Here is a 26,965-nt window from a genome sequence, read left to right as displayed (position 1 = left end):
GTTTTCCCGTGGTGGGAATGGTTCGGTAGTGAGAAATTCAACCCATCAGATCAGGGAGGCCCGCATGCGTAGGCAGTCAGAAAAGAAGAGGCAGGAGCGCGACGGGAGGAGGAGTCGCGCCCCTGCCAGGCAGCAAGGCACACGGGAGGGAGGAGCTCCATGCTTTTCACGCCTTGCCTGGGAAACATCGTCATTCGGCCGCCTCCGCCATTACGCGTGGACGCGGCACGCCGGCGGGCCACTCGGCACCCTCGGGCCAATTCTCGGAAAACCAAAGCATCGCCCGTTCAAAAGTGCCGGTCGCGAGATCTCCGCCCGACGCGATATCATCGAGTTTGGAGCCCCGGTTCAACACGAGCGTGGAAACGCGCTTTCGCCCTATGCCACGGGCATCGGCAAAGACATCGGCAACGGCAACGATTTGCTCTCTCAAAACCATGCGGTCAGAAATGCGGCTATTTAACCGCATTTGTCAAGGGCCAAAAGACCGCATTCACAAAACCCCAATGCGGACGATAATCCGCGCATGAGCACGCCAGTGATAGAACGCATCAAAGAAATCATCGATGAGAAGGGCCTCACCTATGAGGCCGCGGCGAAGGCTGCCGGGTTGGAGCGAAGCTATTTCCGCAAGCTATTCGAACGCGGCGGAAACTCACCACGCGGCGATACCCTGCAGAAAATTGCTGCCGGCCTAGGTGTAGGGGTTACCGAGCTTCTGCCAGCTGAAAAGCCGCGACACGCAACGAAGCCACGGATTGTATCAAGCTTCGACCCCGATGCTCACGACCACGACGTTCCCCACGAAACGCCGATGACCATGGGCTCCGAAACTGGACTGCAGGGCGTCCCTGCCGGCGCTTCCGCGCAGATAGACGTCACGGGCGGCATGGGCGGCGGCGGGTTGAGTATCGTTTCAGAAGGGGTTCCGGGTCGTCATGGCATGACCTTTGCGGCGGAACACGTTCGCGACTACTGGCGCCTACCACCCGCTATATTGATCGCGCTCGGCCTTGCTGCGCAGGACGTGGCAATCATCCCCGTTCAAGGCGATTCGATGCAGCCAACCCTCGACGAGGGCGATGTCGTGTTCATTGATACGCGCCACCGATGGCCCTCACCCCCGGGTTTGTACGCCGTGCTCGACGAGATCGGAGGCGTCGTCGTGAAGCGCCTGGAGGTTTCAAGCAAACCCGGCGCCGAACAGCAGATTGTATCGGTGATGTCCGATAACCCGCGTCACGCAACCAAGGAATGGAATTCCGAGGATCTCTTCATTGTCGGGCGGGTGCTTAGAAAGTTCGGAACGGTGAGGTAGCCAATGAGCGCGAGCAAATTGATCGTACTGATGGCGTTCGACGAAAATGACGACGGCGAGCTAATTCCCGCAATCGAGCCGAAGCAGGTCGAGACTGAAGATCGAGCCGTGCGCGAAGCCCGCGCCCTTGCCGCGCGACACACCGGCGTGATCGCGTGGGCCAGAGATGCCGATCCAGCCGTTGGTGAGTACGGCCCTCCCGTGGAACTTTTCAAGCACGGCAAGATCCCGGATCTAGAGTAGGAGCACGACGTTTCATGAGAGTGAGTATCATTATGGCCGCCCTGATGTCAGTGGCGGCCGCGCCCGTGTTTGCATCAGATTGCAAGGTGACGAAGGCCCACTACGAAGCCCTCGCATCCGGGATGACCTACGACCAGGCCGTGAGCGTGCTTGGTTGCGAGGGCGAGGAGATGAGCAACACCGACATTGGCGGGATCAAAACGGTGATGCTCATGTGGACCGGGAACAGCATGGGCGGAAACATGAACGCCATGTTCCAAGACGATAAGCTCGTCTCCAAAGCCCAGTTCGGCCTCAAGTAGCCTAGTCGCACCAGGGCCTACGTTTTCCATCCCAAGTTCGCGCCAAGCCCTCCGCGACGAGTTGGTCGCCGAGGGAGCGTCCGTTACGAACAACGATCCGAAGCTGACGACCATTGCGGTCGACCGCACGACCGGAAACCACCAGCTGAAACGGACCTTCATTCAGAAGGGCCAGCAACCGATCACGGGCCGCCACGCCACGCTGCAACTCTGATTCGCATGAAGGTTGACTAATCTCAGGCGTATCGACGTCCGCAATGCGGACCTTTTCCCCACGCAGCCAGAAGGTATCTCCATCCACTACGCAGTTGATCCGCTTCCCAGATCCACACAGATCCATGGCGCCGGCCGCGACGCTTTGCGCGCTAAGGAAAATGGCGGTGCAAACACCGATTAAACGAATCACTTTTCACCTCTGATCGAAACTGCGGTCGACCGCACGATAACCGCAACGCGGTCGTTTGTCCTCATTTTCTGATTGACAGCGGTTATTTGTCCGCATTACTGTCCGCATGCCTCCTCGTTGAAAGGGCGGCGCGGAACAGGTTGAGCATCTCCGCGCCGCCCGGGAGGTTTCACCAACCCCAAGCGGAGAAAATCGCCATGCAACCGAACGGCGGACTGAACACCCGAAACACCATCAACCGCATGGCGCAGGCCATGATCGAAGTCGGCGACGGCTGCACGGCCGATGATCTGCGCCTCAAGGGCTTCCGCACCGAGCAGATCGAGGTCTTTGGCGCACGCGCCACCGAGCTTGCCACCGCCATGGCCCAAGCGGCGTAAAGCGCCATGGCGAGGAGAGCCCGCCGCCACGATCCGCAGCTGTCCCCTGTAATCGACTTGCCTGTCTGGATCGTGCGCGGCGTGCTCGCCGGCATCGCCGCAACCCTCCCCTTACACTTCGTCATTCTCTGGAGCTTCTGGTCATGAACGATCGCTTTACCGGCTATCACAAGGCACGGCTGGAAGCCTGCCCTACGCGCTTCTTTGTCGCCTGCGCCATCCTGGCGCTGCTGATGTCCATGCTGCTTTCCGCCGGCCTCGCCACCAACACGGTGCTGCGCAAGGAATGGCAGTTCAAGTCGGAGGCTAGGATCTGATGCGCAAGTATCTCCTCGCACCCGAAACGCGCCGCCACGCCCTGCTCAACTTGCTGTCTGAGGTTTATCCGGCGAGCCTCTTCCCGACGAGGCGCGTGCGCGTTCAGCGCCGCCTCGCCTATCTCTCGGCGGCAGCCAGTTGCTTCCATCAAGCCGCCGAGGCCGCCGCCTACGGCTTCAGGGTCGAGCACCGCGAATTGCTGGAGGCCGGCGCCTATCTTCACATGCGCGCAGCGAAGGTGCGCCGATGACCGCGCCCGTCCTCACCCTCGTCCCGAAGGTGGAGCCCGCCCCGCCGAGCGCCACACCCGGCCGCAGCGCCCACTTCGTCCTCAGCCAGCTCGCCGAAGCTGACGTCACCGACGCGCAGCGCAAGGCGCTGATCGAGTGCCTTGTCCACCCGACGCGCGAGTTTCGCGAGACGGCGGAGGCGAACGGCCTCACCCGTGAGCAGCTGCAGGACCTCTTCTTCGATCTCTTCATCAACCCCCGCCACTAAGGCGGCGACAGGAGGAACCATGTCGCATATCACCGTCCATATAGACGCCGCTACCGCAGAGCGGTTGCGCGTCATCTCCCAGGTGTACGATCGGCCGATCGAGGAGATCGCCTGCCTGTCGATCGCCGAGAGCGCCCACGCCTATTTCGAGCGCCAGCCCGACCAGGACCCGGCCCGCTACATGGGGCAGTTGCATGCATGCCTCCTCGCGCCGGCGGGGGTGCTGTCATGAAGATGTCTCATCCCGTCGTCGGCCTTCGCCGCTCGCGTGCCGGCCTGTCCAGTTCGCCAGCCATGCTGAAGGAGCCCGCCGTGCGCGCCGGCTTCCTCGCCGGCATGACAATCGTCCGCCTCGCCGAGACCTTTGGCGTGATGGATCACGTGATGCACGACTATGTCTACGCCCGCTGCGACCAGTGGCGCGCATCCGAAAAGCGCGGCATCCGCGAAGACGAGCGCCGCGTCGTCGTGTTCGCTCGCCAAGGCGGCGAATTCGGCGGCTATGACGTCCGCCCCATCTCCCTTCCGCGCATCACCATGCATGTCAGAGCGCTCGACGAGCGCGCCGGGAGGGCAGCATGAGCGGCGATCTGAAGCACGCACTGGAAATGACCGGCCTCGCGACCGCCGAAGAACTGATCGATATTGCGAAAGTCGGCCTGTCGCTCATGAACGCCATAGACACGTTCATCAAGGCCCCGAGCCTGATCGAGGGCTGGTCTCCTGCGGATGATCCGGCCGAAATCGTCGGCGATCTCTACAATCTTTTCGAGGAGTCGATCAATTGCCACAAGGCCGACCTCGATCGCCTGCGCGTTGCGGAGGAGAAACTCCAGAAGGCGGCTGAAGCGGTCGCCTATCTCCTAAATCGCTCCAAGCGGGACGAGAAGCTCTACTACCAAATCGGCTTTGGCACCGAGTCATTCCGCCTGCTCACCGGCGCCCATGCGGCGTTTACTGGCGAAGACGTCAAGACCGTTGAGAAGAGGTACGGGGCATGAACGCAGAGCAGCTTCACATTCTGCAGCACTCGCTCGGTCTCGATGAGTTCGGTCGCGGTGGCATGTACCGCAACCGGTTTGTAACGGGCGAAGGCAGCATTGATCATCCGCTCTGCATGGAGCTGGTTGGGCTCGGCCACATGACCCGGATCGCGAACGTCAAGCTATTCGGCGGAAGCGATTGCTTCACCGTGACCGAAGCCGGGAAGATTGCTGCCGTGGCCAATAGTCCCAAGCCGCCGCGGCTCACGAAGGGCCAGCAGCGATACCAGGACTATCTCGATGCAGATTGCTCGATGACCTTCATCGAGTACCTCAAGTATCGCGACGCTCGCGACCGGAGGGCAGCATGACCGACACGCGCGAACTATTCGAAGCCGCAGTCGTCGCCCGCATGAAGGAAAGCGGCTTTCTCGAAGTCGAAATCCGCGTTGAGTGTTTGGTACGCTGCGGCGATGGCTACCAGGACGAGCTTATCAATGCAGGCTGGCACTATTTGAACGCCGCCAGCATCGCACGCGTCGCGAATGAACCGCAATCAAAGGCAATCGCCGACGTGGCTGCCGAACGCAAGCGGCAGATCGAAGTCGAGGACTTTGACGCCAGCCATGACGATATGGCTACCAAGGGCCAGCTCGCTACAGCGGCGGCTTGCTATGCCTTCCAGGCGGGCGCGCGCGGGAGAAGCTTCCCCAACGACCCGCAACCGATCGGCATCTGGCCTTGGGATCGTGGATGGTGGAAGCCCACAAAGGATCACCGCCGCAATCTCATAAAGGCCGGCGCACTCATCATCGCCGAGATCGAGCGCCTTGATCGGGCCGAGGCGCGCCCATGACCCTCCACCCCTTCCGCATCCACTTTCACGACTCCGAAGTCGCGCCGATCGACATCGACGCCGCCGACGCCCAGGCCGCTCGCGACATCGCAGCGGAACGCCGTGGCGTCTCGGCCGGCGCAATCCGCAAGGTCAAAATCATCAGGGAGAAGGCCCAATGACCGATCTCGCCAGCATTGACCGTCAGCAGACCGAGATCGAACGCCTCGAGCGTGAGCTTGAGGAGGCTCGCGACGTTCCGTGGCCGGATTGGGCCAGCGCCATCCTCAAGACGCTTAAAGCAAACGGCTACGATCCGGTTGACGATGCCGGAGAAGTCGATCTCGGCGAGGCGTTCGAGGACTACTTGGAAGGCATAGCCCAGGCGGAGGAACAGCAAAGAACACGCATGGCGGACGTGTTCGCCGTCCATGACGGAGGGAACTCCATAACCTTGCACTTTGGCGAGATCAAATCCGCCAAAGCCTTCCGCGATGCATTCCCGCCCGGCATCGTTTCTGCCCCTGCGCCCTGTCAGCATGTGCCGTGTCCTTGCACGCTGATCGAGCAGGACGAGGATTGCCCCGTTGGCTACCCATCGATGATCTGCGGCGTCTGCAAGGGCACCGGCAACACGACGCCGGAACAGGTATCGGCGCTCGCCTGCGAGATGATCAAGATCGCCAGCGACATGGGCGAGCCGGAAGACCCGTTCGCGGCATGGGAGAGCATCAGCCTCATCCAGAGCGAGCATGCGTCATTCCGCAAAGCGCTCGATAAGATATCCGGGATGATCGAGGACGAGAACGCCGACTTCGACGAAGCTATCGAAACGGCAACACATGCCCTTGTTGCCGCGAAAGCGGAAAGCCCGCAAAAGCCAGCCCCCATTTTCCCGCCTTCGTGCTGCACAGCGTGGGAAGACTGCGATCATGACGGCATCTGCCACGATTCGCAGCAGTGCCAAGCGATTGGCCCGAACCATCCCACCACGGACGGCTCGGACAATGGCTAGCGGCAAGTGCAAGTACTGCGGTGACGGCGTCGGCTTCGACCATTGGGAATGGGGCTTCGACTTCTGCCCCTCGTGCTCTGAGATCGAAGAAAAGCGATCCCGCAAGCGGAAAGAATGGGCCGAGTTCCACGACGAGCCGTGCCCAGAGATTGAGCTCCCGCCATACAACGCCACCACGGAGGGCCAGCCATGAGATTGCTGACCGCGATCCGACAGTGGTTTTGCCGCCACGAATACCGCCCCACCAAATTTCAGGCCCTTGTTCCGGGCACCAGCTACGAATGCACCAAGTGCGGAAGGAGGTCCTACTGTGACCGATAAGCTTTTGCCTTGCCCGTTTTGCGGCGGTGATCCCGAGCAAGATTACCAGCGGTCGTTCCGTTGGCTCAAAGACGGTCGGCTCGATCACGGTGCTGCAATATATTGCACCTTCTGCAATGCAGACATGATCATGTGTCGGGGCGACCATCCAGAGCTTTCCGATGAAGAACGCATGGCGATCATGGTCGAGAACTGGAACCGCCGCGCCGACCACGCCCGTCAGACGACGGGGAGCGCCGGCGGTCCTACCTATTTGGATTTCATCACTCCCGACGAGATCTTCGAGAAGGGCCCAGACGCGGTCAAAAAGTGGCAGGCTGCCAAGCTCGTCGAGCTCCTTGGGCCATCAGCGGCATGAACCACTCAGCCGCCTCGCCCAATCAAAAACGTCTGGACGCGATACGAAACCGTCTCGACTTGGCCTCGAAGGAATGGGGCATCAACGCCGACGACCAAGGCACCCACCTTTTGGCTGGCGAAAGTGGGAACGAGGTGATCGCGATCGTCCCAACATCGGCGAACCTCGACGATCGCGAGCTGGTGCTACGCGCGCCCGATGACCTGCGCTGGATGACAGAACGCTATGGCAAGCTTGCCGAACGCCTACGCGCGGTCGAGCGCGAACTGGCGAGACTGCATCCTTCCCAAGGCGAGCCGAAGAACTACGCCACCGAATGCGCGATGAAATGCCAGGAGCCGGCATTCCGCGTCTTCCTCGAAGAGCGGCACGGCCTGACGAAGCCGCTTAGCGACGAGCGCGTCGCGACACGTGTCCGCTCCATCCTCAACATCGGCTCACGCGCCGACCTCAACACCGATCGAGCCGCCGCCAACCGCTGGCGCGACCTGGTGAAATCCTATGATGCCTGGAGGAGAAGATGAGCCAGGCACCGGAAATCTCGATCGAGCGTATCGAGAAGATGCTGCTGATCTGCGCCGAGCTCGTCGACCGGCGTGGCCCTATCGCGCAACCGCTGCTTGACCGCCTCGAGCGCGAATACCTCGCCGCCAAATCGCGCGGCACAGCGGTCGACCGCATCCGTAAACTGATCTCCGCAAACTGATATTTTCTCAGATCGAGGGGTGCGCGCTTTCGTCGCGCAATCGGCGCGGCCCGTATGGGATCCATAACGGACTACATTTCGGCTACATTTTGGCTACATTCTCAACTTCAGAACTTGAGAAGATAGCGGCCAACCTACTGTAATTTCTCGATTGGTAGCCGCGATCACAAACGGAGCCAACTCCGGCCCGGGGAGCCACTTTCTAAAAGAGCCATTTGCAGCGATGCGAATGGCTCTTTTTCATTTTGCACCTATGTTCTCCAAGTGATCAATCCCCAACCTCCCGATGGTTCTTTATGACAAAGGCCGCGGCGCCGCCCATCATCGTCTGGTTCCGCAAGGATCTCCGCCTGGCCGACAATCGCGCCCTCTCGGCTGCCGCCGGCGAGGCAGCCGTCATTCCCCTCTATATTCGCGAACCCGCCGGCAGCGGCAACGGTCCGCTCGGGGCGGCGCAGGCGTGGTGGCTGCACCATTCGCTCGAGGCCTTGGGCGCAAGTCTCGCGCGGCACGCTTCTCGCCTCGTTCTTCGATCAGGCGCGCCGCTTGACGTGATTGTCGAGATTGCGCGCGCAAGCGGTGCGGAGCGCATCTACTGGAACCGGCGCTACGACCCGAACGGCATCGCCACGGATACCGCGCTCAAGAAGGCGCTGGCCGAGCGGGGAATCATCGCGGAGAGCTTTGCAGGACAATTGCTGCATGAGCCCATGCGGCTGCTGACGACGACGGGCGGCCCCTACCGCGTGTTCACGCCGTTCTGGCGCGCGCTCGAACTGAAAAACGAGCCAGCACCGCCGATCGACCGGCCGCACCATATCGCAGCCCCGGGAGCATGGCCGCGATCGGAACGCCTTGACGACTGGTCGCTGCTGCCGACGAAACCGGACTGGGCGGCGACATTCAGCGAGGTCTGGACGCCGGGCGAAGACGGTGCGGCCACCCGTCTCGAAGAATTCGTCGATGAGAAGCTCGACGCCTACAAACGCTGCCGCGACATTCCCGACGCGGATGGCACATCCCTGCTCTCGCCTCATCTCGCCTTTGGCGAAATTTCGCCGGCGCAGGCCTGGCATGCGGCAGCTGGGCCCCAGGCCGATAGCGGCGAAGGGGCGGCCACCTTCCGCAAGGAACTCGCCTGGCGCGAATTCTCCTATCATCTGCTGTTTCATTATCCTGAGCTTGGCCGCCGCAACCTCGACCGTCGATTCGACCGCTTCCACTGGCTGAACGACGAGGACGATTTTACTCGATGGACCAGAGGGCTCACCGGATACCCGATCGTCGATGCCGGCATGCGCCAGCTATGGCGCCACGGCTACATGCACAATCGCGTTCGCATGATTGTCGCCTCCTTTCTCATCAAGGACCTGCTCGTCGACTGGCGCAAGGGAGAAGCCTGGTTCCGTGACACGCTGGTCGACGCGGATCCGGCCAACAATGCCGCAAGCTGGCAATGGGTCGCCGGATCGGGCGCGGACGCCGCACCGTTCTTCCGCATCTTCAACCCGCTCCTGCAAGGGGAGAAATTCGATCCCGACGGTCTCTATGTGAAGCGCTTCGTGCCAGAGCTGGAGCGCCTCCACCCGCGCTATGTCCATCGCCCCTTTGCAGCGCCCGCCACGACCCTTGCCGAAGCCGGCATCGAACTCGGCACGACCTACCCGAAACCGATCGTCGACCATGCCCTTGCCCGCGATCGGGCACTGGCAGCCTTCCGGCAGATCACAAGCGCACCGGGAGTTTCCGAGGAGACGTAGAGCCTCCGGTAGAATTCCTCAGTTGGCGTCTCGCCCGATTGCGGCTAGGCTCACGTTACGGATGCAACAGCTGAGGGGGTGGTGTATGCGTAACCTGGAAGCCGATTTTGCTGCATTTGCCGGTGCGGTGGAGCTATCTTCCGAAAATCTGGCGACGGCCGTGCGGGAATTTCCGCTCAAGGCGCGCATGGTGCTTGGCGCCCTGGTGCACCTTCAGGTGGGAACGTTGATGCTCGCCACGCCAGACGGCCGCAGGCTGGTGATCAAAGGCGCCAGGGCCGGCCCCAGCGCCATCCTCAACCTCAACAACTGGAACCTGCCGCAGCGTGCTATCTCGGGCGGCACCATCGGGGCTGCGGAAAGCTACATCGACGGCGACTGGGACAGTCCCGATGTCGGCGCCTTTCTCGAACTGTTCCTCGTCAACGCCGAAATCGGCAGGAATTTTCCGAACCGTGCGCGCGGGCTCCTGCGCCTTTTCGACAAGTTCCTGCACTGGCGCAATGCCAACACCCACTCCGGCGCGCGCCGCAACATCTCGGCCCATTACGACCTCGGCAACGCCTTCTACAGCGAATGGCTGGATCCGAGCATGACCTATTCGTCTGCGCTTTATGCAACGGGCGCCAATGATCTTCGCTCAGCGCAGAAAGCCAAATACCGCGCGCTCGCGGAAGCGACGAACCTGCGCACCGGCGATCATGTGCTTGAGATCGGCTGCGGCTGGGGCGGCTTTGCCGAATTTGCGGCAACGGAAATCGGCTGCAAGATCACCGGGCTGACGATCAGCCGCGAGCAACTGGCCTTCGCACGCGAACGCATGCAGCGTGCGGGCCTTGCCGACCGGGTCGAATTGAAGTTCCAGGACTATCGTGAAGAAAGGGGTACCTATGACCGCATCGTCTCGATCGAGATGTTCGAGGCCGTCGGCGAAAAATTCTGGGCAACCTATTTCTCGCAGCTGAAGCGGTGCCTGAAACCCGGGGGCAAGGCCGGACTGCAGATCATCACGATCAAGCCCGAATCCTACGAGGAGTATCGTTCCAATCCGGATTTCATCCAGAAATACGTCTTCCCGGGCGGCATGCTGCCAACGCGCGAGCATCTGGTCGAGCTTGGCCGCAATGTCGGCCTGCAGATGATCAACGACTTCGGCTTTGGCGTCGACTATGCCCGCACACTCGGCGAATGGCGGGAGCGGTTCTGGGCGGTCTGGAACAGGATCGAGCCGCTCGGCTTCGACCTGCGCTTCAAGCGGCTGTGGGAGTTCTACTTCTACTACTGCGAGGCCGGGTTCCGTGCCCGCAACATCGACGTCCGGCAGATCGTCTTCGAGTGAAGCGCACGGCGCGTCTTTACCGCGTCACCCGTAGCGCTTAAGAGGCGGTCGATCCAAGTTTCTGTTCAAAGGTACAGCATGCGTCTTGCATGGTTTTTCCTCGCGCTCGCCATCGCGACCGAAGTGGTGGGCCTGACGGTGATGAAGGCCGCTTCCGAAAGCGGCTCCTATCTCGGCCACATCGTCATGTATGTCTCGATCGCACTCTCCTACGTCTTCCTGGCAAAGGCGGTGAAGACGATATCGGTCGGCGTCGCCTATGCGATCTGGGAAGGTTCGGGCGTCGCCATCATCACCCTGGTTTCGGTTTTCGTCTTCGGCCATGTGCTGACCGGACGCGAAATGCTCGGGCTTTCGATGGCGATCGTCGGCATCCTGCTCGTCAATGCCGGCGAGTATCATGACGAGGACGAGGCAGCGCGTGAAGGAGCCGCCGATGAGCGCGCCTAGCATCTACTTCGTTCTCGCGGTCGTGGCCGGCATCCTCGATATTGCGGCCAACCTCGCCTCGACGAAATCGGAAGGGTTCGCCCGCCGCGGCTGGGGCATCCTTTCGATTCTGCTAGTGCTCGCCGCCTTTGCCTTCCTGGCGGAAGCCATCAAGGGCATGGAGCTCGCCATCGCCTATGCCGTACTTGGCGCAACCGGGATCTTCGGGACGGCCATCTGCGGCCGCTTCCTGTTCGGTCAGAAGCTGAAGCCGATCGGCTGGGTCGGACTGGCGCTCATCTTCGGCGCGGTGCTGGTGCTTCACACCGCCTGACGCGGGCGCCCGCCGGGTCCGGCGCGCTTCTGTCCTTCCATGGCCTCCGTCTTGCCGCGGGTCAGCCAGTTCAGCAGGCGGAAATAGAGGCTGTAGGGCAGCAGGTCCATGAGCTTCACCGCGTAGGCAAACCGGCGTGGGAAGGCAATTTCGAACCTTCGCGACTTCAGGCCGGCAACGATGCGCCTTGCCGCCTCTTCACTGTTCACCGGCGCCGGTCGCAGAAAGCGAATGCGCGCGGTCCCGGGCGTATCGACGAAGCCGGGGCTGATGATCTGCAGCCGGACGCCGAGCCGGTCGAGATCGAACTTCAGGCTTTCCGCCATATTGATCAGCGCGGCCTTGGTGGCGCCATAGGCGGCACTGGTCGGCAGTCCGCCGTAGCCGGCCACCGACGAGACGATGGCGATGTGTCCGTACCCCTGCGTCTTCATGTGGTCCACCGCCGGCAAGAGACAGTTGACGACGCCGTTGAGGTTGACGGCAAAGCTCTTCTCGAAGGCCTCGCGGTGAAGCTCGTCTCCGCGCACCGGCAGCGCGACCCCGGCGTTCAGCACCACGAGTGAAAGGTGCCCGTGATCATATTCGATCGCCGCCATCACCCGCTCCATGTCGGCAGGGTCGGTGACATCGCCGTCGAGCACGGTGATCCGCCCTTCGCTTGCTGCTTCATGCTGCAGGTCCACGAGCCTGTCGTGGTTTCTCGCCGTCACGACGACGGAATAGCCTTCCCGCACCAGCGCGAGCGCCAGTGCCCGCCCGGTTCCCGAGCTTGCGCCCGTCACCCAAGCCAGTTTCTGTTCCGATTTCGTAGATTGAATACTCATCACTCACTCCTCGGCACGCGCCGGGAAACACGTACGCCCTTGCCCGACCCTTCTTCGCGGCAGCGCTCCTTGCCGCCGGCTCTCGCAGTCCCTGGAGACGATTTTTGTTCGGGACAGAGCGACGGCGAAACGCTATTTCTTGCCTGAAGTGCAGGCTGAGCCGAAAACACGCCAACATTTCGGCGGTCCCGGAACGTTGTCGATATTCGCTGGCCGCCGTTCGCTTTTACCTGGTACGTGCCGCCTTACCGCGGTGCCTGTCCTCAAACACGAGGTTCTGAAAATGGCCATTCTCCCGTCCGTGCTCGAAGCAATCGGAAACACGCCTCTGATCCGGCTGAAATCCGTATCCGACGCGACAGGCTGCACGATCCTCGGCAAGGCCGAGTTTCTGAACCCCGGACAATCGGTGAAGGACCGCGCGGCGCTCTGGATCATTCGCCATGCGGAGCGCACCGGCCAGTTGCGGCCGGGCGGTGTCATCGTCGAAGGTACGGCCGGCAATACCGGCATCGGCCTGGCGCTGGTCGGCCAGGCGCTCGGCTACCGCACCGTCATCGTCATTCCGGAAACCCAGAGCCAGGAAAAGAAGGACGCCCTGCGGCTGCTCGGCGCCGAGCTGGTCGAAGTACCGGCCGTTCCCTACAAGAACCCCAACAACTACGTGAAGATCTCCGGCCGCCTCGCCGAGCAACTGGCCAAGACCGAGCCAAACGGGGCGATCTGGGCCAACCAGTTCGACAACGTCGCCAACCGTGACGCCCATGTGGAGTCCACGGCGCCCGAGATCTGGCGCGACACGGACGGCAAGGTCGACGGCTTCATCTGCGCCGTCGGCTCCGGCGGCACGCTGGCCGGCGTCGCCCAGGGCCTCAGAGCCAAAAACCCCGCGGTCAAGATCGGCCTGGCGGACCCGCAAGGTGCGGCCCTCTACAATTTCTACGCCAATGGCGAACTGAAATCCGAAGGAAGCTCGATCACCGAGGGCATCGGCCAGGGCCGAATCACCGCCAATCTGGAAGGCTTCACACCCGACTTCTCGTACCAGATTCCCGATTCGGAAGCCGTGCCTTACGTCTTCGACCTGATCGAACGGGAAGGCATTTGCGTGGGTGGCTCGACGGGCATCAACATCGCCGGGGCCGTGCGGCTCGCCAAGGACCTCGGGCCGGGACATACGATCGTGACGATCCTGTGCGACTATGGTAACCGCTATCAGTCGAAGCTCTTCAACCCGGACTTCCTCGCCTCCAAGGGGCTGCCGGTGCCGACGTGGTTGAAGACGGCTTCCAACATTGCAGTGCCATACGAATCAGTTGGATAGGAATGCGATGACCAGGACCGTGACTGCCCTCTTCCGTGACGACTTCTACCTCTCGACATGTGAGGCCAGCGTCACCGGAATCCTCGAAGATGGCGGGATCGAGCTTGATCAGACCTGCTTCTATGCCACCTCCGGCGGCCAGCCTGGCGATGCGGGCTTTCTGGAGCGCGCCGATGGCAGCCGCATCGACATCGCGGTCGCCCGCCATGGGGAGACCAAGGATATCATCATCCATGTGCCAGCCGAGGGCCAGCCGGCGCCCGAGATCGGCGAGAAGCTGGTTCTGCACATCGACTGGCCGCGCCGCTACCGGCTGATGCGCATGCACACGGCCTGCCATCTGCTTTCGGTCGTCTGCCCCTTCCCGATCACCGGAGCGTCGGTCGGCGAGGACGAGAGCCGTGTCGATTTCGACATGAACGAGACGATCGACCGGGACGAGGTCACAACAGCACTGATGAAGCTCGTCGACGAAAACCACCCCGTTTACGTCCAGTGGATCACCGATGACGAGCTGGCCGCCAACCCCGGCATCGTCAAGTCGAAGAATGTTCGCCCGCCGATCGGCCTTGGGCGCGTCAGCCTTGTCTGCATCGGCGAGAACTCGGCGGTCGACAGCCAGCCCTGCGGCGGTACGCATGTGTCGGAGACGCAGGAAGTCGGCGCCATCCACATCGCCAAGATCGAGAAAAAGGGTAAGGAGAACCGCCGGTTCCGTATCCGCTTCGGCAGCGCCGAAGACCGCGCATCAGTTTGAGTAAGGAGTTGCGATCGTGACCAACAACAAGAGCGCCTTTGTCGTTTCCGCCGATTGGCTGCAGGAGCGCCTCGGCGATCCCTCGATCCGGATCCTGGACGCCTCGTGGTACCTGCCGGCACAGAAGCGCAACCCGAAGGCGGAATACGACGCCGGCCACATTCCCGGTGCTGTCTTCTTCGACCAGGACGCCATTGCCGACCATACGAGCGGCCTGCCGCATACGCTGCCTTCGCCGGAAGCCTTTGCTGAAGCCGTCGGCACGCTTGGCGTCAGCGAGACGGATACGATCGTCGTCTATGACGGCCCGGGCATCATGACGGCGCCGCGCGTCTGGTGGGAACTGCGCATCATGGGTGCCAAGAATGTCTATGTGCTGGATGGCGGCATGGACGGCTGGAACCGGGAAGGCCGACCCGTCAGCACGGATGTCCCCTCGCCCAAGCCGGCCACGTTCAAGCCGAGCTTTACGCCCACCGCCGTTACCTCCTTGGCCGGAATGAAGCAGATCGTCGCCGACGGCGCGATCCAGATCGCCGATGCCCGTGGCGCCCCGCGTTTTTATGGCGAGGAAGCCGAGCCGCGTGCCGGCCTTCGTTCCGGTCACATGCCCGGCGCCCACAGCCTTCCTTCCGGCGTCTTTTCGGAAAACGGGAAGCTCAAGGATCTTGAGAGCCTCCGCCAGACCTTCGCAGCGGCCGGCGTCGATCTTTCGAAGCCCGTGGTCACGACCTGCGGATCGGGCGTAACTGCCGCCATCATCACCCTGGCGCTACAGTCGCTCGGCCACACCGACAACACGCTCTATGACGGATCCTGGTCGGAATGGGGTGGCCGCACCGACACCGCCGTCGTCACAGGTCGCGAGTGACGCCATGCGCCCTCCGAAGCTCGCCTCACTGACGGCGCACGTCACCGAACTCGAAATGACCGCTCCGCCGAAGCAGAGCCTGCCGATGCCGGTCAATATCCAGACGGCGATCCTGCGCGTCTCCGACATTCCGCTCGGCTACTATCGGTTTCTCTATCTGCGCGTCGGACGTCGCTGGCACTGGACCGAACGGCTGCGGATGAGCGACGAGGATCTGGCAGCACTGCTTGGCGACAAGCGGAGGAGCGTGACGGTTCTTTACGTCAACGGCGCGCCGGCCGGATTCTTCGAACTGCATCAGGGCGACGACGATGTGGTCGAACTTGTGCATTTCGGGCTGATGGAACACGCACTCGGCCTCGGGCTCGGCAAATGGTTCCTGCTGCAGACGCTGTTTGCCGCCTGGGCGCTGAATCCGAGCAAGCTGAAGGTGACCACCAACAACCTCGACCATCCCCGCGCGCTGCAGCTCTATCAGCAATTCGGCTTCTCGCCAGTCGCGACCCGCGAGGCCACGGTCGAGCCTTTGACCGATGCCGAGCTTCTGAGCCTGGTGAAAAACCTCTGACGAACACCATCCGGCAAGTTCCGGGTGTCCCGGTGGCTGCGGCCGGTGCACTCTCCTGATCGAACAATTCAAGCCGATCAAGGAGATACACGATGTCGCTGCGCTATATTCCGATGTCTGACGCGGAAGCCCGCCGGATGAGAGAGGGCGGGCTGGACGCGTATGGCAATGCGCCGGAGCGACAGATCTCCGATGGCGACGGCGTACCGTGCCGTCATTGCCTGGATTATGTCGAAGCCGGCGCGCCCTATTTGGTTTTCGCGCTTCGACCGTTTTCCTCATTGCAGCCTTATGCGGAAACCGGCCCGGTGTTCATGCACGCCGAGGCGTGCCCGGCGCATGATGGCGAAACCCTGCCGCCGATCCTGAGCTCGCGTGACAGCTATCTCCTGCGCGGCTACGGCCCCGACGAACGGATCGTCTATGGGACCGGTGACGTAATCGCCAGGGAACAGCTTGAAACTCGAGCGAATGAACTGCTGGCACAATCCGACATTTCAGCCGTCCATGTGCGCTCGACCAAGTACAGCTGCTACCAGTGCCGGATCGTCACCGCCTGACGCCTTCGTGGCAACCGGCCCGGCATCGCTGCCGGGCCGCTGGATCAATTCCGTCAGGCGACGTTCAGCACCGCTTCCGGCGCATAGGCATCATAGCCGAGTGCTTCAGCGACGGGTGCGTTTGTGACGCGACCGCGGTGCACGTTGAGGCCGGCGCGCAGATGCCGGTCTTCGGCAATCGCTTTCAGGCCCTTGTCGGCGAGTTGCAGACCATAATGCAGTGTCGCGTTGTTGAGCGCATGCGCCGAGGTCACCGGCACGGCACCCGGCATGTTCGCAACGCAGTAATGCACGATGCCGTCGACTTCATAGGTCGGATCGGAATGGGTCGTGGCATGCGAGGTTTCGAAGCAGCCGCCCTGGTCGATGGCGACATCGACGATGACAGCCCCCTTCTTCATGCCGGTCAGCATTTCGCGGGTCACAAGCTTTGGTGCTGCCGCCCCCGGGATGAGCACGGCGCCGATGACAAGATCGGCTGAAAACACTTCCTCTTCCAGCGCGTCAATGGTCGAATAGCGCGTGTGCACGCGGCCGGCAAAGAGATCGTCGAGCTGGCGCAGACGCGGGATCGAGCGATCGATGATGCTGACGTCAGCGCCAAGACCCGCCGCCATGCGGGCGGCATGCAGGCCGACGACACCGCCGCCGATGACGGTCACCTTGGCCGGCAGCACGCCCGGCACGCCGCCGAGCAGGATGCCGCGGCCGCCATTGGCCTTTTGCAGCGAGGTCGCACCGGCCTGGATCGCCAAGCGCCCGGCAACTTCCGACATCGGCGCAAGCAGCGGAAGGCCGCCGCGATCGTCGGTGACGGTTTCATAGGCAATCGCCGTGACGCCGGAATTCAACAGGCCCTTGGTCTGTTCCGGATCGGGCGCAAGATGCAGATAGGTATAGAGAATTTGGCCTTCGCGCAGTTGCGCCCATTCGGAGGGCTGCGGCTCCTTGACCTTGACGATCATGTCCGACTTTTCGAACACGTCCTTCGCCGTCGCGACGATTTTCGCGCCAGCGGCACGGTACGCATCGTCGTCCGCGCCGATCCCTGCCCCGGCCTTGGTCTCCACGATTACCTCGTGGCCATGGGCAACATATTCACGCACCGAGCCGGGCGTCAAGCCGACACGATATTCATGGTTTTTGATTTCCTTCGGGCAACCGACACGCATCCTTGCGTTCCTCTCCTGTTGGGCTTTGCGCCGCTTTTGATGAGGCAATCAGCAAAACACGCCGACAATCGAATGTCCTTGCAAAGACGAAAGCCAGCGCGCATTGATTTCGAAGAATGTTGCGACAATGGGCGCAGGATTGAGGGAAATCACGAATGAGCGAACTTGATGCCATCGATCATGCGATTCTGCGCATTCTTCAGCAGAACGGCCGGATCTCGAATGCCGACCTCGCAGCGAAGGTCGGACTCTCTCCGTCCGCCTGTTCTCGGCGCGTCGACATCCTGGAAAAATCGGGAACGATCGCCGGCTATCATGCGCGGATCGCCCACAAGGCGCTCGACTACCAGATCATGGTCATCGTGCATATTTCGCTCTCGGGGCAGTTCGCAAAGACGCTCGCCGAATTCGAGGCAGCGGTAAAGCTCTGTCCGAACGTGCTTGTCTGCTACCTGATGTCGGGAGAATATGACTACATCCTGCGGGTCGCGGCCAAGGATCTGCAAGACTACGAACGCATTCACCGTGACTGGCTTTCGGCCTTGCCCCATGTGGTGAAGATCAATTCCAGCTTCTCGCTGCGCGAAATCATCGATCGGCCCAATGTCGGCATCTGAAAGCGGCCGAAAACCTATCGGCCGACGACGCAATTGCGGCCGCGTCCCTTGGCGGCGTAGAGCCTCAGATCGGCCTGCGCCAGTAAATCCTCGACAGAGACCCCATCGGTAGGCGTCGAAGAAAGCCCGATACTCGCCGTAACCGAGCGACCGTCCGGCGTCGCAATCTGATCTGAGATCGCAATCCGGATCTCCTCGGCGCGGCGCAGCGCATCGGCATGCATCATTGCCGGACACAGGATCACGAATTCCTCGCCGCCATAGCGAAACAGCCGGTCGACCGGGCGCAATTTCGACTTCACCGTTTCCACCAGACGCTGCAACACACGGTCCCCTTCCAGGTGGCCAAATCGATCGTTCACACCCTTGAAGTGGTCGACGTCGATGATCATCAGCGTCACGGCTGCGTTTTCGGCGCTCGCGGCGCGCAGCATTGCCGGTGCCTCGGCCTCGAACCGGCTACGGTCGAGCGAGCCCGTCAGCGTGTCCTGCCCGGAGCGCGACAAGAGGTCCTCGTAGCGCTCACGGAAGGTCAGCGTGTTGAAGATGTCGCCAAGCGGCCGGTCCGACATGGCAAGCGACGGGTGGCGCGAGAGGTTGAGATAAAGCCCGACGGCAATGGCATAGAAGGGTGCTGCCAGCATTTTCGCCATCCAGCCGCCCCAGAAGACCTCGGCCGGCGCGCCGTTCCACCAGCGCAGCGCCGCATAGAAGGCGGCCTGATCGAAGGTGAGCACCACGAAACCGCAGATGAGGAAACGGACGGTCACGAAGTGACGCAACCACCGCCCGAGGCGCTCATAGAGCAGGATGATCATCAGCGCATCGAAGTAGAGGATCGTCGTTCCCCAGACCATCAGCCACCCCATCTCGTCGATGAAGGCGAGGTCGGCGGAGCGCTCCGCCACGATCGACACCGTATCGTGCTGCCGCAGCAGAAGGCTGAGCGCCACCGTCAGGAAATTGCCGGCGAGCAGACCATAGATCGGCTGGCGCACCGTTGCTGCGTCCTCCTTCACATAGAGGAGGAGGATCATCATCAGCTTGCCGGAGAACAGCACGGCCGATCCGGGCGAAATCACGCCGAACGGCAGTTGCACATAAAAGACCGCGGCAAGATAGGTCTCGATGAAGTGCATGACGCCGAGGGCCGCGACAAAGACCCCGAGACCCAACCGGGCACGAAGGTGCAAAAGCCCGATCATCGCCGTGACGTAGACCAGTGCCTCGCCGACGAAGAGAATAAGGTTGGCGTTTGGCATGTGCTTGAGAAGGTTCCGTTTCCTCAAGCACCGTTAACCAGGAAACTTGAAGAAAACTTTACCGGGTGTCCGCTGTTGCTCGACCTTTCAGTGCGAAAATCTGCCGCTTTCGGAAACGCCAGCTTTCCGGCATATTCAGCGCCAACCCACCGTCGTTCGCCCGCCAGCGAACAAAACCCCCAATTGTATTCCTTTTCCATGAAGACCCGCATTCTTGATCAATGGAGGACCGCATGACATCGATGACTTCCCCGCTTAACCTCACGCGCCGCTCGCTTCTTGCGGGGGCCGCAGCCTCCTCGGCACTCGTCATCTTGCATCCATTCTCGGTTCGCGCTGCCGCCAACCAGGCGCATCTCAGGATCATGGAAACGACGGACCTGCACGTCCACGTCTTCCCCTACGACTATTACGGCGACAAGCCGAACGACACAGTCGGCCTTGCGCGCACCGCCTCCATCATCGACGCCATCCGCGCCGAAGCGACCAACTCCATCCTCGTGGACAACGGCGACTTCCTGCAGGGCAACCCGATGGGCGACTACATCGCCTATCAGCGTGGCATGAAGGACGGCGATCTCCACCCGATCGTCGCGGCCATGAACGTGCTCGGCTATGACTGTGGCACGCTCGGCAACCACGAATTCAACTATGGCCTGGACTTCATGTTCAAGGTGCTGAACGGGGCGAAGTTCCCGCTCGTCTGCGCCAACCTGACGAAGGGAGCGCTTGCCGCCAGTGCGCGGGAGGATGAGCTGTTCCTGAAGCCCTATGTCATCCTCGACCGCAAGGTGAAGGACGGTTCCGGCCAGGAGCATCAGATCCGCATCGGTCTCATCGGCTTCGTACCGCCGCAGATCATGACCTGGGACGCCAAGCACCTGGAGGGCAAGGCCAATGCCCGCGACATCGTCAAGGCGGCGGAAGCCTGGGTGCCGCAGATGCGCGAGGAAGGCGCCGACATCGTCGTGGCGCTCTCCCACTCCGGCATTGGCCAGGAAGCCTATGCGGAGAACCTCGAGAACGCATCCGTTCCGCTCGCCGCGATCGAAGGCATCGATGCGATCGTCACCGGTCACAGCCATCTCGATTTTCCTGGGCCGAAGTTCGACGGCGTTGGCGGCGTCGACAACAAAAAGGGCCTGATCTCCGGCAAGCCCGGCGTCATGGGCGGCTTCTGGGGTTCGCATCTCGGCCTGATCGACCTCTTGATCGAGCGTGAGGGTGGCGCCTGGCGCGTCGTCAACTCGACAAGCGAAGCGCGGCCGATCTATCGGCGCGTTGAAAAGAAAGTCGTGGCTGAAGTCGCCGATCGAAAAGACGTTCTGGCCGCCGCACAAAAGGACCACGAGGCGACGCTTGCCTATGTGCGCACACCCGTCGGCAAGACCAGCGCGCCGCTCTATTCCTACTTCGCCCTGGTTGCCGACGACCCGTCGGTCCAGATCGTCAGCCAGGCGCAGACCTGGTACATCAAGGACATGCTGAAGGACACCGAGCACCGCGACCTGCCGGTGCTTTCGGCCGCGGCCCCCTTCAAGGCCGGCGGCCGCGGCGGCGCCGATTACTACACAGACGTCCCGGCCGGCGACATCGCGATCAAGAACGTCGCCGATCTCTACCTTTATCCGAACACGGTGCAGGCCGTGGTCATAACAGGCGAACAGGTGCGCAACTGGCTGGAAATGTCGGCCGGCATCTTCAACGAGGTCAAGCCGGGGGCTTCCGACGCGCCGCTGATCAATGGTGGCTTCCCGTCCTACAATTTCGACGTCATCGATGGGGTCACCTATCAAATCGACCTTTCCGTACCGCCGAAGTTCGACAAGGACGGCAACACGATCAACGCCGCCTCGAACCGCATCAAGAACCTGCAGTTCAATGGACAAGCGATTGATCCGGCGCAGAAATTCGTCGTCGCCACCAACAACTACCGGGCCGGCGGCGGCGGCAACTTCCCCGACATCACCGCCGACAAGGTGGTGTTCGTGGCTCCCGACACCAACCGCGATGTGGTGGTGCGCTACATCATCGACCAGGGCACGATCAATCCGTCGGCCGACGCCAACTGGACCTTCGTTCCGCTCGCCGGGACGAGCGTGACATTTGACAGTGGACCGAAGGCACGGCAGTTCCTGGCACAGGTGAAGGGCGTGACGATCGAGGACGCTGGCGACGCCGCCGAAGGTTTTGCGCGCTTCCGCATTAAGCTCTGAGCCCCCAACCGATCAGTGTGGGCTGCCGCTTGCGGCCGCCCACACACTTGGCGCGCAGTCGACCAGCCGGCTGAACCGCCGACACAAGTCCACGGCATTCCTACCGCAAGACATGAGCTTCGACAGGCAAGCTTATGTTTACATTAGATTATCTTGAAGAGACAGGCCGGCTCAGACCTGGCGCGACGAGGCGACGTCGGAAAACAGCGACGGGCCAGTCTGGTCGATGATCTGGCGCCCCTTGCGCAGCGCCGCGTCGATCGCGTCCTGCTCGGACGTGAAGAGATCGGCACGGATGAAGCTGCGAACCTTGGCGCCGCCTTCGGCCGAGGCCTTCTCGATGTTACCCGCCAGACGGTACTGCGAGCCCTCGCGCATCGGTGTCGCACGGATGGTGCAATCCGCATAGGCCTCGGATTTCCCCGGTGCTGCCTGCGCCTGGTCTTCGGAGTTGCCGGATCGGCCGAACAATTTCGAGAAAAACGATGCCATGCCCAAGACTTAGACGCCGCGGCCGACACTGTCAAAGCCTAAGTGCCGATAATTGACCGCGACGCCCACTCCCGTCAGATGATGAGGTTGGAAAGGATCTCGTTCTCGGTAATGTCCTGGTAGCGCAGCCCCGCGGCGTCGAAGCGAGCCTTCAGCACCGGGAAATTCTCGGCATGTTTCGTCTCGATGCCGATCAGGATGGAACCGAAGTTGCGCGCTGACTTCTTCAGATATTCGAAGCGCGAGATATCGTCCTCGTCGCCGAGCAGGTTGAGGAAGTCGCGGAGCGCGCCCGGCCGCTGTGCCATGCGCAGGATGAAGTACTTCTTGAGGCCGGCGTGGCGCATCGCCCGCTCCTTGACGTCAGGCAGGCGCTCGAAATCAAAGTTGCCGCCGGAAACGACCGCGACCACCGTCTTGCCCGCAAGCGTCTCCGGTCCCAGCGCTTCCAGCGCCGAGATCGAAAGAGCGCCAGCCGGCTCAAGCACGACGCCTTCGACATTCAGCATGTCGATGATCGTCTGGCAGATCGCGTTCTCCGACAGCAACATGACCTGGTCAGGCGAGAAACGCCGAAGTGCCGCAAAATTGAGGTCGCCGATGCGCCCAACCGCGGCACCGTCGACGAAGTTGTCGACCTGATCGAGGGTCACGACGCTGCCGGTTTCCAGGCTTTCGCGCAGGCTCGGCGCACCCGACGGCTCGCAGAAGATGAAGTGATCGGCTGCAACCTTATCCTTGAGGTAGCCGGTGACGCCGGCGGCAAGACCGCCACCGCCAACCGGCAGCACGACGAGATCCGGAACCACCTCTTCCGGCAGTTGCCAGGCAATTTCCGCCGCGACGCTTGCCTGTCCCTCGATGATGTCGGCGTGGTCGAAAGGCGGCACCATGACACCGCCGATTGCGTCCACGTGATCGCGGGCCGCCTTGTAGCACTGGTCGAAGATATCGCCGACCAGCTTGATCGTGATGAACTCGCCGCCGAACATCCTGGTCTTGTCGATCTTCTGCTGCGGCGTCGTCACCGGCATGAACACGACACCCGGAACGCCGAAATGGCGGCAGACGAAGGCGAAGCCCTGGGCATGGTTGCCGGCCGAGGCGCAGACGAAGGTCTTACCCGAGGCGCCGGCACCGATCGCCTTGCGGAAGAAGTTGAAGGCGCCCCTGATCTTATAGGAGCGAACCGGCGAAAGATCCTCGCGCTTCAGATAAATATTCGCACCGTAGCGTGCGCTCAAATGCTCGTTGAGCTGCAGCGGCGTCGGCGGGAAGATCTCCCGCAAGGCTTCGGTTGCGGTTTCGACATCCTGCTTCATCACGTGCGGTCTTCCGTTGAGTTGGTCGCTGGCCGTCGCTATTGCACATCGCAACGCCCGAAGCCATGGCTTTGACTCGAATCGGGCCGACGTTGAAAATGACGCACTGACCGTTCCACCGGCACGGCCACACTGTTCTTCCGGGAAATAAACGCTTGAACGCAACCCTGATCCGGCATGCCGTGCACATTTCGGCGATCCTCGGCATATATCTTGCCTGCGCCATGTTGGTGCCGGCGATGGTCGATCTCTATTACGGCCATTCGGATTGGCAGATCTTTGCCGCTTCGGCGTTCATGGTCGGCGGCCTTTCGCTTGCGACCTTCATGGCGACGCGCATGGGCCCGCCGCCCTTCTCCAAGAAGTTCGGCTTTGTTCTCGTCAATATGCTGTGGGCCGTGTTCTCGGTTGTCGGCGCGATCCCGCTCTGGCTGTCATCGATGAAGCTCGATTTTGCCCAGGCACTGTTCGAATCCGTCTCGGCCATCACGACGACCGGTGCGACAGTGATCGTCGGTCTGGACGATGCGCCGCCCGGGCTCCTCCTCTGGCGGTCACTTTTGTGCTGGCTCGGCGGCATCGGCATCGTCGTGCTCGGCCTGTTCATCATCCCCTATCTCAGGGTCGGCGGCATGTCGTTCTTCAAGATGGAATCCTCCGACACCGGTGACAAACCATTTGCCCGGCTCGCGAGCTTCAGCCGCGCTTTCCTCGCGATCTATGTCGTCATCACGCTTCTCTGCACGATCGGCTATTTCCTGACGGGCATGAACCGCTTCGATGCGATCAACCACGCGATGTCGACGGTGGCGACGGGTGGCTTTTCCACCCATGACGCATCCTTCGCCTATTTCGGCAGCATTCCGCTGCTCTGGACCGCCACCTTCTTTATGGCGCTCTGCAGCCTGCCCTTCTCGATCCTGATCGTGCTGGTCGCCCGTGGCAGGCTGGATGCGCTGCGCGACCCGCAGATCATCGTGTTCCTCGGCTATCTCTCGGCCTTCTCGATTGCCGTTGCCGTCTATCATCGGCTCGCCAATGGCGTGGAATTCCATCTGGCGCTGGCACACTCCTTCTTCAACATCACCTCTATCCTCTCGACCAGCGGCTATGCCAGCCAGGACTACAGCCTCTGGGGACCCTTCGTCGTCATCGCAGCCTTCATCGCCACCTTCATGGGCGGTTGCTCCGGCTCGACCGCCGGTGGCATCAAGGCCTATCGCTTCATCGTGCTCTTCAATGCGATCCGGTCGGGTTTGAACAAGATCGTCTACCCCAATGCGATCTATGCGGTGCGCTATGGCGGCAACACCGTCGACGCGGACACGCAGCGCTCCATCTTCCTGTTCTTCATCACCTATATGCTGCTCTGGGTGCTCGGCAGTCTCGCCATGGGCGCGCTCGGCTACGATCTGGTCACCGCCACCTCGGCCGTCATTACCTGCCTTTCCAATGTCGGCCCGGGCCTTGGTCCGATCATCGGGCCGGCCGGCAACTTCTCGACGCTCGGCGATCCCGAACTCTATCTGCTGTCGCTGATGATGCTGCTCGGTCGTCTCGAAGTGCTGACCGTGCTGGTAATCCTGACGCCGGTCTTCTGGAAGCATTGACCATTCGCCTGGCGGCCCTATCGTCTTGACTCGGTGCAGCAGATGCCGAAAGTCGGTCGAAACCGGCGATGGGGGAACGTCATGGTGAAACATATACGTCGTCTGGCGATGCTGACCGCCGCCGTGACGCTTTCGGCTGGTCTCGCGGCCCATGCAGGCCCGCTTGCCGACGCGGCGGTGCAGGCCGAAAAGCTCGCGGCTTCCGGCGACGCGGCGAAAGCCCATGACCTGCTCCGCCAGGCGATGAGCGACTTTTCGCAAACGTTGCCGCTGGCGATCGGCAAGGCGGTTTTCGTGACCAAGGCGCCGACTGGCTACGCCATGTACGATCCGCGCGAGGGCGCAGTCTTCAAGGAGGGAGAGTCGCTGATCTCCTATATCGAGCCGATCGGCCTCACCTGGAAGGATTCGGCAACGAAAGGCCAACTCGAAAGCCACTTCACCGTTGATTTCGATATTCTCAATCCGAAGGGCGACGTGCTCGCCGGCCAGAAGGCGTTCGGCGATTTCACCTTCACCGGCCACCTCAGAAACCAGGAAATCTATTCGACGCTGACCATCGACGTTTCCGGCGCGCCTGCCGGCGACTATGTGCTGCGCTTCCACTTCAATGACGTCAACAGCGGCAAAAGTGCCAGCGTCGACCAACCCTTCAAGATTGCCGGACCGTAATATTATGCCCCATACTGTAACGACCGTCGGCTTCGATGCCGACGATACACTCTGGCAGAACGAGCAGTTCTTCCGGCTGACGGAAGCGCGCTTCGCCGAGCTTCTGAGACCGCACACCGACACCGAACATCTCTCCGACCGGCTGCTTGCCGCAGAGAAGCGCAACCTTGGGCTCTACGGCTTCGGCATTAAGGGCTTCGTGCTCTCCATGGTCGAAACCGCCGTTGACGTTACCGGTGGCAAAGTCCCCTCCTCGGTCATCGCAGAAATCCTCGCCGTTGGGCGCGACATGCTCGTGCACCCGGTCGAGCCGCTGCCGCATGTCAAGGAAACCCTCGAGGCGCTTCACGGCCATTTTCGACTTGTCATGATCACCAAGGGCGATCTCTTCGACCAGGAGCGCAAGCTCGCCGCCTCCGGCCTTGGCGACTACTTCAACGCCGTCGAGATCGTCAGCGACAAGACCGTCGCCACCTACGAGCGCATCTTCAAACGCCACGGCGACGGAGCGCTGAAAAGCATGATGGTCGGCAATTCGCTGAAGTCGGATATCGTGCCTGCACTCGGTGCCGGAAGCTGGGGTGTCTATGTCCCGCACGCGCTCACCTGGTCGTTCGAACACCACGATAAGCCGGAGGACCATCCGCGTTTTCGCGAGATTGCGGATCTCGGCGGGTTGGCCACGGTCCTTGAGCGCTTGACACTGAAGGCTTGACTGTCGTCCGCAAGCGCCAAGTCGATTGAAACTATAAGATGATTCGTATCGATGATACACGAGTCAGCTTATCGTCCCCATGGTGGCTTAGATGAGGGGAACCAATGTTGGCGCTTGTTTTCGGCGGTTCTGTTGTTTCCCGCACCCGCCATCTACTCGTTCAATTCGGGCTGGCCGTTTGTCGACGCGTTTATCGTCTACGGCCTTGGGGCACTGATTGCCGCGGCCGTCTTCTACTTCATGAAGACGAGAGAACAGCGCGCCTAAGCGCGTTGTCCACCCCGAAACCCCCGATCACCCTTGACTGTTTGACCTGAGTGTTTGATCTAGGCTGTATGCGGGCGTGGCGAAACTGGTAGACGCAAGAGACTTAAAATCTCTCGGCCTTGGCTGTGCGGGTTCGATCCCCGCCGCCCGCACCAGGCAATCGGTTTT

General features: G+C 61.7%; 40 protein-coding genes and 1 tRNA gene. 34 read left to right on the top strand and 7 right to left on the bottom strand.

From position 1 onward, the window contains the following. The first annotated feature begins 526 nt into the window (after positions 1–526). From IB277_RS06510 to IB277_RS06500, 3 genes are read left to right on the top strand one after another with little or no spacing between them, the layout of a single operon-like run. Positions 527–1,318, top strand: coding sequence for a LexA family transcriptional regulator (locus IB277_RS06510; RefSeq protein ID WP_192370821.1), 792 nt, complete (start codon positions 527–529; stop codon positions 1,316–1,318). A 3-nt stretch (positions 1,319–1,321) separates the two neighbouring features. Then, complete coding sequence (locus IB277_RS06505; protein ID WP_192370820.1) at positions 1,322–1,561, top strand: hypothetical protein; 240 nt, start codon at positions 1,322–1,324, stop codon at positions 1,559–1,561. A 14-nt stretch (positions 1,562–1,575) separates the two neighbouring features. Beyond that, positions 1,576–1,863, top strand: coding sequence for a DUF3862 domain-containing protein (locus tag IB277_RS06500; protein ID WP_192370819.1), 288 nt, complete (start codon positions 1,576–1,578; stop codon positions 1,861–1,863). A 1-nt stretch (position 1,864) separates the two neighbouring features. Here the strand turns inward: IB277_RS06500 and IB277_RS06495 are convergent, their stop codons facing one another. Continuing rightward, positions 1,865–2,269 (bottom strand): thermonuclease family protein, encoded by a 405-nt coding sequence (locus tag IB277_RS06495; protein ID WP_371813563.1) that lies wholly within the window; start codon positions 2,267–2,269, stop codon positions 1,865–1,867. A gap of 197 nt (positions 2,270–2,466) precedes the next feature. On the opposite strand from IB277_RS06495, the gene IB277_RS06490 reads away from it, so the two are divergent. From IB277_RS06490 to IB277_RS06400, 19 genes are all read left to right on the top strand, one after another. Further along, positions 2,467–2,649 carry a hypothetical protein gene (locus tag IB277_RS06490; protein ID WP_192370818.1) on the top strand — a complete coding sequence of 61 codons (183 nt, stop codon included), beginning with the start codon at positions 2,467–2,469 and terminating at the stop codon, positions 2,647–2,649. 6 nt (positions 2,650–2,655) lie between these two features. Then, on the top strand, positions 2,656–2,796 hold the full coding sequence (locus IB277_RS06485; RefSeq protein ID WP_192370817.1) for a hypothetical protein: 141 nt from the start codon (positions 2,656–2,658) through the stop codon (positions 2,794–2,796). Beyond that, positions 2,793–2,966 carry a hypothetical protein gene (locus IB277_RS06480; RefSeq protein WP_192370816.1) on the top strand — a complete coding sequence of 58 codons (174 nt, stop codon included), beginning with the start codon at positions 2,793–2,795 and terminating at the stop codon, positions 2,964–2,966. Before IB277_RS06485 ends, IB277_RS06480 begins: the two co-directional genes overlap by 4 nt. Further along, complete coding sequence (locus IB277_RS06475) at positions 2,966–3,217, top strand: hypothetical protein (protein WP_192370815.1); 252 nt, start codon at positions 2,966–2,968, stop codon at positions 3,215–3,217. Before IB277_RS06480 ends, IB277_RS06475 begins: the two co-directional genes overlap by 1 nt. Next, entirely contained in the window at positions 3,214–3,465 is a 252-nt protein-coding gene (locus tag IB277_RS06470; RefSeq protein ID WP_192370814.1) for a hypothetical protein, read from the top strand. The genes IB277_RS06475 and IB277_RS06470 overlap by 4 nt, the downstream gene beginning before the upstream one ends. Before the next feature lie 19 nt (positions 3,466–3,484). Continuing rightward, a complete protein-coding gene (locus tag IB277_RS06465; RefSeq protein ID WP_192370813.1) occupies positions 3,485–3,697 on the top strand; it encodes a hypothetical protein in 213 nt (70 codons plus the stop codon). Continuing rightward, entirely contained in the window at positions 3,694–4,047 is a 354-nt protein-coding gene (locus tag IB277_RS06460) for a hypothetical protein (protein WP_246812699.1), read from the top strand. The genes IB277_RS06465 and IB277_RS06460 overlap by 4 nt, the downstream gene beginning before the upstream one ends. Further along, positions 4,044–4,466, top strand: coding sequence for a hypothetical protein (locus IB277_RS06455; protein ID WP_192370812.1), 423 nt, complete (start codon positions 4,044–4,046; stop codon positions 4,464–4,466). The genes IB277_RS06460 and IB277_RS06455 overlap by 4 nt, the downstream gene beginning before the upstream one ends. Beyond that, the gene (locus tag IB277_RS06450) at positions 4,463–4,819 is read left to right on the top strand and encodes a hypothetical protein (RefSeq protein ID WP_192370811.1); all 357 of its coding nucleotides are present in this window, start codon (positions 4,463–4,465) and stop codon (positions 4,817–4,819) included. The genes IB277_RS06455 and IB277_RS06450 overlap by 4 nt, the downstream gene beginning before the upstream one ends. Then, a complete protein-coding gene (locus tag IB277_RS06445) occupies positions 4,816–5,304 on the top strand; it encodes a hypothetical protein (RefSeq protein WP_210339577.1) in 489 nt (162 codons plus the stop codon). Before IB277_RS06450 ends, IB277_RS06445 begins: the two co-directional genes overlap by 4 nt. Continuing rightward, positions 5,301–5,465 carry a hypothetical protein gene (locus IB277_RS06440; RefSeq protein ID WP_192370810.1) on the top strand — a complete coding sequence of 55 codons (165 nt, stop codon included), beginning with the start codon at positions 5,301–5,303 and terminating at the stop codon, positions 5,463–5,465. Before IB277_RS06445 ends, IB277_RS06440 begins: the two co-directional genes overlap by 4 nt. Beyond that, a complete protein-coding gene (locus IB277_RS06435; protein WP_192370809.1) occupies positions 5,462–6,298 on the top strand; it encodes a hypothetical protein in 837 nt (278 codons plus the stop codon). The genes IB277_RS06440 and IB277_RS06435 overlap by 4 nt, the downstream gene beginning before the upstream one ends. Positions 6,299–6,608: 310 nt before the next feature. After that, positions 6,609–6,977 (top strand): Lar family restriction alleviation protein, encoded by a 369-nt coding sequence (locus tag IB277_RS06430; RefSeq protein ID WP_192370808.1) that lies wholly within the window; start codon positions 6,609–6,611, stop codon positions 6,975–6,977. Next, entirely contained in the window at positions 6,974–7,501 is a 528-nt protein-coding gene (locus tag IB277_RS06425) for a hypothetical protein (protein ID WP_192370807.1), read from the top strand. Before IB277_RS06430 ends, IB277_RS06425 begins: the two co-directional genes overlap by 4 nt. Beyond that, on the top strand, positions 7,498–7,683 hold the full coding sequence (locus IB277_RS06420) for a hypothetical protein (protein WP_192370806.1): 186 nt from the start codon (positions 7,498–7,500) through the stop codon (positions 7,681–7,683). Before IB277_RS06425 ends, IB277_RS06420 begins: the two co-directional genes overlap by 4 nt. 296 nt (positions 7,684–7,979) lie before the next feature. Beyond that, complete coding sequence (locus tag IB277_RS06415) at positions 7,980–9,443, top strand: deoxyribodipyrimidine photo-lyase (RefSeq protein WP_192370805.1); 1,464 nt, start codon at positions 7,980–7,982, stop codon at positions 9,441–9,443. Between the two features lie 85 nt (positions 9,444–9,528). Further along, entirely contained in the window at positions 9,529–10,782 is a 1,254-nt protein-coding gene (locus tag IB277_RS06410; protein ID WP_090295540.1) for a cyclopropane-fatty-acyl-phospholipid synthase family protein, read from the top strand. A gap of 78 nt (positions 10,783–10,860) precedes the next feature. Continuing rightward, complete coding sequence (locus IB277_RS06405) at positions 10,861–11,232, top strand: SMR family transporter (protein WP_060517105.1); 372 nt, start codon at positions 10,861–10,863, stop codon at positions 11,230–11,232. After that, the gene (locus IB277_RS06400; RefSeq protein ID WP_034791131.1) at positions 11,219–11,545 is read left to right on the top strand and encodes an SMR family transporter; all 327 of its coding nucleotides are present in this window, start codon (positions 11,219–11,221) and stop codon (positions 11,543–11,545) included. The genes IB277_RS06405 and IB277_RS06400 overlap by 14 nt, the downstream gene beginning before the upstream one ends. Here IB277_RS06400 and IB277_RS06395 read toward each other — a convergent pair. Then, positions 11,533–12,372, bottom strand: a complete 840-nt coding sequence (locus IB277_RS06395; RefSeq protein ID WP_090295543.1) for an SDR family oxidoreductase — start codon at positions 12,370–12,372, stop codon at positions 11,533–11,535. The two genes, IB277_RS06400 and IB277_RS06395, sit on opposite strands and share 13 nt — an antisense overlap. A 283-nt stretch (positions 12,373–12,655) precedes the next feature. On the opposite strand from IB277_RS06395, the gene IB277_RS06390 reads away from it, so the two are divergent. The 5 genes from IB277_RS06390 to IB277_RS06375 all read left to right on the top strand — a co-directional run bounded on the left by IB277_RS06390 (position 12,656) and on the right by IB277_RS06375 (position 16,452). Continuing rightward, positions 12,656–13,696 carry a cysteine synthase A gene (locus IB277_RS06390; protein ID WP_060517101.1) on the top strand — a complete coding sequence of 347 codons (1,041 nt, stop codon included), beginning with the start codon at positions 12,656–12,658 and terminating at the stop codon, positions 13,694–13,696. Positions 13,697–13,703: 7 nt separating this feature from the next. Further along, positions 13,704–14,453, top strand: coding sequence for an alanyl-tRNA editing protein (locus tag IB277_RS06385; protein ID WP_090295547.1), 750 nt, complete (start codon positions 13,704–13,706; stop codon positions 14,451–14,453). Between the two features lie 16 nt (positions 14,454–14,469). After that, positions 14,470–15,324 (top strand): 3-mercaptopyruvate sulfurtransferase, encoded by an 855-nt coding sequence (gene sseA, locus IB277_RS37985; protein ID WP_244546735.1) that lies wholly within the window; start codon positions 14,470–14,472, stop codon positions 15,322–15,324. A 4-nt stretch (positions 15,325–15,328) separates the two neighbouring features. Beyond that, positions 15,329–15,892 (top strand): GNAT family N-acetyltransferase, encoded by a 564-nt coding sequence (locus IB277_RS37980; RefSeq protein ID WP_034791121.1) that lies wholly within the window; start codon positions 15,329–15,331, stop codon positions 15,890–15,892. Between the two features lie 92 nt (positions 15,893–15,984). Further along, entirely contained in the window at positions 15,985–16,452 is a 468-nt protein-coding gene (locus IB277_RS06375) for a DUF1203 domain-containing protein (RefSeq protein ID WP_090295550.1), read from the top strand. A gap of 53 nt (positions 16,453–16,505) precedes the next feature. Here IB277_RS06375 and ald read toward each other — a convergent pair whose 3' ends face one another. Beyond that, the gene (ald, locus tag IB277_RS06370; RefSeq protein WP_034791117.1) at positions 16,506–17,624 is read right to left on the bottom strand and encodes an alanine dehydrogenase; all 1,119 of its coding nucleotides are present in this window, start codon (positions 17,622–17,624) and stop codon (positions 16,506–16,508) included. A 155-nt stretch (positions 17,625–17,779) separates the two neighbouring features. On the opposite strand from ald, the gene IB277_RS06365 reads away from it, so the two are divergent. Beyond that, positions 17,780–18,241 (top strand): Lrp/AsnC family transcriptional regulator, encoded by a 462-nt coding sequence (locus IB277_RS06365; protein WP_034791115.1) that lies wholly within the window; start codon positions 17,780–17,782, stop codon positions 18,239–18,241. A 14-nt stretch (positions 18,242–18,255) separates the two neighbouring features. Here IB277_RS06365 and IB277_RS06360 read toward each other — a convergent pair whose 3' ends face one another. Further along, positions 18,256–19,503 (bottom strand): diguanylate cyclase, encoded by a 1,248-nt coding sequence (locus tag IB277_RS06360; RefSeq protein ID WP_176960284.1) that lies wholly within the window; start codon positions 19,501–19,503, stop codon positions 18,256–18,258. Between the two features lie 23 nt (positions 19,504–19,526). Then, the gene (locus tag IB277_RS06355; RefSeq protein ID WP_156552957.1) at positions 19,527–19,703 is read right to left on the bottom strand and encodes a hypothetical protein; all 177 of its coding nucleotides are present in this window, start codon (positions 19,701–19,703) and stop codon (positions 19,527–19,529) included. A 42-nt stretch (positions 19,704–19,745) separates the two neighbouring features. Here IB277_RS06355 and IB277_RS06350 point away from each other — a divergent pair, with 42 nt between their 5' ends. Next, entirely contained in the window at positions 19,746–21,719 is a 1,974-nt protein-coding gene (locus tag IB277_RS06350; RefSeq protein ID WP_090295792.1) for a bifunctional 2',3'-cyclic-nucleotide 2'-phosphodiesterase/3'-nucleotidase, read from the top strand. Positions 21,720–21,890: 171 nt separating this feature from the next. On the opposite strand, the gene IB277_RS06345 is transcribed toward IB277_RS06350, so the two are convergent. After that, complete coding sequence (locus IB277_RS06345) at positions 21,891–22,211, bottom strand: HlyU family transcriptional regulator (RefSeq protein ID WP_090295552.1); 321 nt, start codon at positions 22,209–22,211, stop codon at positions 21,891–21,893. Positions 22,212–22,285: 74 nt separating this feature from the next. Next, positions 22,286–23,533, bottom strand: coding sequence for a threonine ammonia-lyase (gene ilvA, locus IB277_RS06340; RefSeq protein ID WP_090295555.1), 1,248 nt, complete (start codon positions 23,531–23,533; stop codon positions 22,286–22,288). A gap of 155 nt (positions 23,534–23,688) precedes the next feature. On the opposite strand from ilvA, the gene IB277_RS06335 reads away from it, so the two are divergent. The 5 genes from IB277_RS06335 (at position 23,689) to IB277_RS06320 (ending at position 26,952) form a co-directional block, all read left to right on the top strand. After that, positions 23,689–25,143, top strand: a complete 1,455-nt coding sequence (locus IB277_RS06335; RefSeq protein WP_034791099.1) for a TrkH family potassium uptake protein — start codon at positions 23,689–23,691, stop codon at positions 25,141–25,143. Positions 25,144–25,224: 81 nt separating this feature from the next. Continuing rightward, positions 25,225–25,815 (top strand): hypothetical protein, encoded by a 591-nt coding sequence (locus IB277_RS06330; RefSeq protein ID WP_034791097.1) that lies wholly within the window; start codon positions 25,225–25,227, stop codon positions 25,813–25,815. A gap of 4 nt (positions 25,816–25,819) precedes the next feature. After that, complete coding sequence (locus IB277_RS06325) at positions 25,820–26,530, top strand: HAD family hydrolase (RefSeq protein WP_210187439.1); 711 nt, start codon at positions 25,820–25,822, stop codon at positions 26,528–26,530. A gap of 132 nt (positions 26,531–26,662) precedes the next feature. Beyond that, positions 26,663–26,797 carry a hypothetical protein gene (locus tag IB277_RS38585; protein ID WP_255380875.1) on the top strand — a complete coding sequence of 45 codons (135 nt, stop codon included), beginning with the start codon at positions 26,663–26,665 and terminating at the stop codon, positions 26,795–26,797. Between the two features lie 70 nt (positions 26,798–26,867). After that, a tRNA-Leu gene (locus IB277_RS06320) sits at positions 26,868–26,952 on the top strand. Positions 26,953–26,965 lie beyond the last annotated feature (13 nt).

Origin of the sequence: Ensifer sp. ENS07 (assembly GCF_014852185.1) — a bacterium.
Taxonomy (GTDB): Bacteria; Pseudomonadota; Alphaproteobacteria; order Rhizobiales; family Rhizobiaceae; genus Ensifer; species Ensifer adhaerens.
This window is presented reverse-complemented; position numbering and strand designations above follow the sequence as displayed.